Genomic DNA, 4,076 nt, shown 5'->3' on the forward strand with positions numbered 1-4,076 from the left:
TGGACCGCTCGCCGCTTGCCGCGGCGGGGGTGGTGGTGGCGGCGGTATCCAGCGCCTCCTTCCGGATGGTGGGCCCGATCTATGGGCAGGAGGTGGGACTGACGGCGGCGCAGATCGCGTGGTTCCTGTCGGCCTTCGTGCTGGGCGGGGCCATCGCGCAATATCCCGTGGGCTGGCTGGCCGACAAGTTCGACCGCCGCTGGGTGCTGATCTGGCTGTCGGTCGCGGCCATCGTCAGTTCCGGCGTCACGATGCTGACCACCGGTTTCGGCACATGGGGCATCATGCTGTCGGCGGGTTTCTTCGGGCTGACGACCTTTCCCATCTATTCGGTGGCGGCGGCCCATGCCCATGATTTCGCCAGCGCCGACGAACGGGTGGAGCTTTCGGCCGCATTGATGTTCTGGTTCGCTGCCGGGGCGATTTTCGCGCCCTATCTCGCCTCCGTTCTGATCGATGCCTACGGCTCGGGCGCGCTCTTCACGCTGATCGCGGCGGCCCATGCGGTGCTGGTGGTTTTCGGGCTCACCCGGATGCGCGCGCGGCCCGCCAGCCACCGGAAGACGCGCTACGTCAACACGCCGCGCACCACCTTCGTGGTGGGCCGCCTCTTCGGGCGCCAGCGCGACGGCGAACTGCGCGACGAGGGCTGAGCGCGGAGCGGCCCCCGCGACAGATGATGAGTGTGGAACGGGCCCGCGACAGGCTGGGCAAGCCGCGGCGGGCCTGCTAAAGCGGGCCGACTTCAGAACAAAGGCATTCGTTGCGTGACCCGACACCTCATCACCTCGGCGCTTCCCTATATCAACGGGATCAAACACCTCGGCAATCTCGTGGGCAGCCAGTTGCCCGCCGATCTTTTTGCGCGTTACCTGCGCGCCCGCGGGCACGAGGTGCTATTTCTTTGCGCCACGGACGAACATGGCACGCCCGCGGAACTGGCGGCGGCCAAGGCCGGGTTGCCGGTGGCCGAATATTGCGCCCAACTGCATGAGCAGCAGGCCGAGATCGCAGCGGGCTTCGGGCTGTCCTTCGACCATTTCGGGCGCTCCTCCAGCGCGCAGAACCACCGTCTCACGCAGCATTTCGCGGGGGCGCTGGCGGATGCCGGCCTGATCGAGGAAGTCACCCAGCGGCAGGTCTATTCCGTGGCCGATGCGCGTTTCCTGCCCGACCGCTATATAGAGGGCACCTGCCCCAACTGCGGCTACGACAGCGCCCGGGGCGACCAATGCGACAATTGCACAAAGCAGCTCGATCCCACCGACCTGATCGAGCCGCGCAGCACGATTTCGGGCTCGACCGAGCTGGAAACGCGCGAGACCAAGCATCTTTTCCTGCGCCAGAGCCGCATGAAGGACGATCTGGACAGCTGGATCCGCGGCAAGGAGGACTGGCCGGTCCTCACGACCTCCATCGCCAAGAAATGGCTGCATGACGGCGACGGTCTGCAGGACCGGGGGATCACCCGCGACCTCGACTGGGGGGTGCCCGTTCGCAAGGGCGATGCGCCATGGCCGGGGATGGAGGGCAAGGTCTTCTACGTCTGGTTCGACGCGCCCATCGAATATATCGCCGCGGCACAGGAATGGGTCGATGCCGGAAAGGGCAGCGACTGGGAAAGCTGGTGGCGCACCGACCGGGGGGCCGATGACGTGCGCTATACCCAGTTCATGGGCAAGGACAACGTGCCCTTCCATACGCTCAGCTTCCCCGCCACCATCATGGGATCGGGCGAGCCGTGGAAGCTGGTGGATTACATCAAGTCCTTCAATTACCTCAATTACGACGGCGGGCAATTCTCCACCTCGCGCGGGCGGGGGGTGTTTCAGGATCAGGCGCTGTCGCTTCTGCCGGCGGATTACTGGCGCTGGTGGCTCTTGAGCCATGCGCCCGAAACCTCGGACGCGGAATTCACATGGGAGAATTTCCAGGCCTCGGTGAACAAGGATCTTGCGGATGTGCTGGGCAATTTCGTCAGCCGCATCACCAAGTTCTGCCGCTCGAAATTCGGCGAGACGGTGCCGGAGGCGGGCGCATACGGGCCGGCGGAAGAGGCGCTGATCGCCGACCTGACCGAACGGGTCGCCCGCTACGAGGCACAGATGGACGCCATCGAGGTGCGCAAATCGGCGCAGGAGCTGCGCGCCATCTGGGCGGCGGGCAACGAATACCTGCAGGCGCAGGCCCCCTGGACGACCTTCAAGACAGACCCGGACCGGGCGGCGGCGCAGGTGCGGCTGGCGCTGAACCTCATCCCGCTTTACGCGGTGCTGTCCGCCCCCTTCGTGCCGGAGGCCGCGCGGACCATGCTGGAGGCCATGGGCGCCCCGGACGCCGGTTGGCCGGGTAACGTGAAGACGACACTGGGCCAATTGCCCCCGGGCCATGCCTTCACCGTGCCGGAAGTGCTTTTCGCCAAGATCACCGACGAGCAGCGCGAAGATTGGGAAACCCGCTTTGCCGGGACACGGGACTGAGCGCCGGGCGACATTCGGCGTAGTTCTCGGGTTCGGGGGTGGTGCCTTGCTGCGGGGGCGCGCCCCTGGCTTTGCCTCCGGCGGGGATTTTTTGCCATTTGGAAGGGTGGCGCGGGGGGCCTGAAGGCAACGCGGCGGGAAATGAGTGCAGCAGAGGAGAAGTGGTGCGGGCGGTGGGACTCGAACCCACACGGGGCTACGCCCCAACAGATTTTAAGTAACAGCACATAGCATCTTTTTTGACCTTATGCGTCTTATAGCGGTCCGCAAGCCCATATAAACACGACATAATTCTCCTATGCAGCCTCAAGACGACCTGAGGCGACCTAATCAGAACCGGGCCCTAGCCCGGGCCTGAAACCGGATCACAAAGGAGAATAGCCTCATGGCAACCAAACTCACGCAAAGCGTGGTGGACAAGATCCGCCATGCCCAAGAAGCAGGTGCACAGGTCTATGATGCAGACGTCAGTGGCCTGCGTATCGTCATTGGCAAAAAGAGCGCCAGCTACAAACTTATGGGCAGGATCAATGACGGAACTGATCGATATATTTCTTTCGTCATTGGTCGCACTGACGAGGTGTCGCTGAAATCGGCCCGAGAACGTGCGAAGGAACTGCGCCTGACATTGCGTCGTGGTGAAGACCCGAGAGTGCCTAAGAACGCCATACCGAGCCTGAGCGAGGTCGCAGACAGCTACTTTGCAACGCGTGGCCAGGAGCTAAGCCCAAGGACATTGGCTTGGTATCAGCAGAAGGTCGAAGGACCTCTTTCATCCCTGAAGAAAATCCCAGTGGATCGAATTGACCGTGCCACAGTCAGAGCATTGCATGAGAAGATTACCCGCAAAACCGGAGCCTACGGTGCCAACGGAGCAATGCGTGTTTTGAAGCTGTTAATAAACGACGCTGCGAGAACCCATGATCTTCCGCCCAACCCTGTCACTCGGGGTGTTCGGATGAACCAGGAAAAGGCAAGAGATTGGGCTGTTGGCCCCGATGAGATGCCTTTGCTCTGGCGTCAATCGGATGGATTAGACGATCGTGTTCGTCGTTGCTGTTGGTTGGTCATGTTGCTAACGGGGCTTCGCTCAGGTGACGCCAGATCAATGAAATGGGAACATCTAGATCAAGACGGCGTGCTGACTGTGCCCTCCCCAAAGGGTGGCGAGGCCAAGGCCTTCAAACTGCCTTTGCCAAGGTTTCTAGGGTCAGGACTCACAACCAGTAAATAACGAGTGCGGCGAGGGCGATGGCTGACAGGAAGACTTTCGGGCATCTATCGTAACGGGTTGCCACACGCCGCCAATCCTTCAGCCTGCCGAACATGATTTCGATCCGGTTGCGCCGCTTGTAGCGACGCTTGTCGTACTTCACTGGCTTCTTCCGCTGTTTACGGCCAGGGATACACGCCCGTATCCCTTTGTCTTTCAACGCTTCTCGGAACCAATCGGCGTCATAGCCACGATCGCCAAGCAGCCAGTCCACCCTGGGCAAACGGCTCACCAGTGCTCGGGCACCGACGTAATCGCTGACCTGTCCTGCGGTCACGAACAGATTGAGCGGTCGGCCTTGGCTGTCGCAGATGGCGTGCAGC

At 62.2% G+C, this 4,076-nt stretch carries 4 protein-coding genes; 3 read left to right on the plus strand and 1 reads right to left on the minus strand.

Annotated elements, in window-relative coordinates:
- The 3 genes from A3764_RS12460 to A3764_RS12470 all read left to right on the plus strand — a co-directional run.
- The coding region (locus tag A3764_RS12460) for an MFS transporter (RefSeq protein WP_150122161.1) at window positions 1-653 on the plus strand (653 nt) is incomplete at its 5' end.
- 114 nt (window positions 654-767) lie between these two features.
- A complete protein-coding gene (gene metG / locus A3764_RS12465; protein ID WP_067922335.1) occupies window positions 768-2,480 on the plus strand; it encodes a methionine--tRNA ligase in 1,713 nt (570 codons plus the stop codon).
- Window positions 2,481-2,865: 385 nt separating this feature from the next.
- Window positions 2,866-3,714 (plus strand): tyrosine-type recombinase/integrase, encoded by an 849-nt coding sequence (locus A3764_RS12470; RefSeq protein WP_067922339.1) that lies wholly within the window; start codon window positions 2,866-2,868, stop codon window positions 3,712-3,714.
- Here A3764_RS12470 and A3764_RS12475 read toward each other — a convergent pair.
- A partial coding sequence (locus A3764_RS12475) for an IS5 family transposase (RefSeq protein WP_067951633.1) occupies window positions 3,698-4,076 on the minus strand: 379 nt, incomplete at its 5' end. The two genes, A3764_RS12470 and A3764_RS12475, sit on opposite strands and share 17 nt — an antisense overlap.

Source organism: Sulfitobacter sp. HI0129 (assembly GCF_001635395.1).
GTDB lineage: Bacteria > Pseudomonadota > Alphaproteobacteria > Rhodobacterales > Rhodobacteraceae > Sulfitobacter.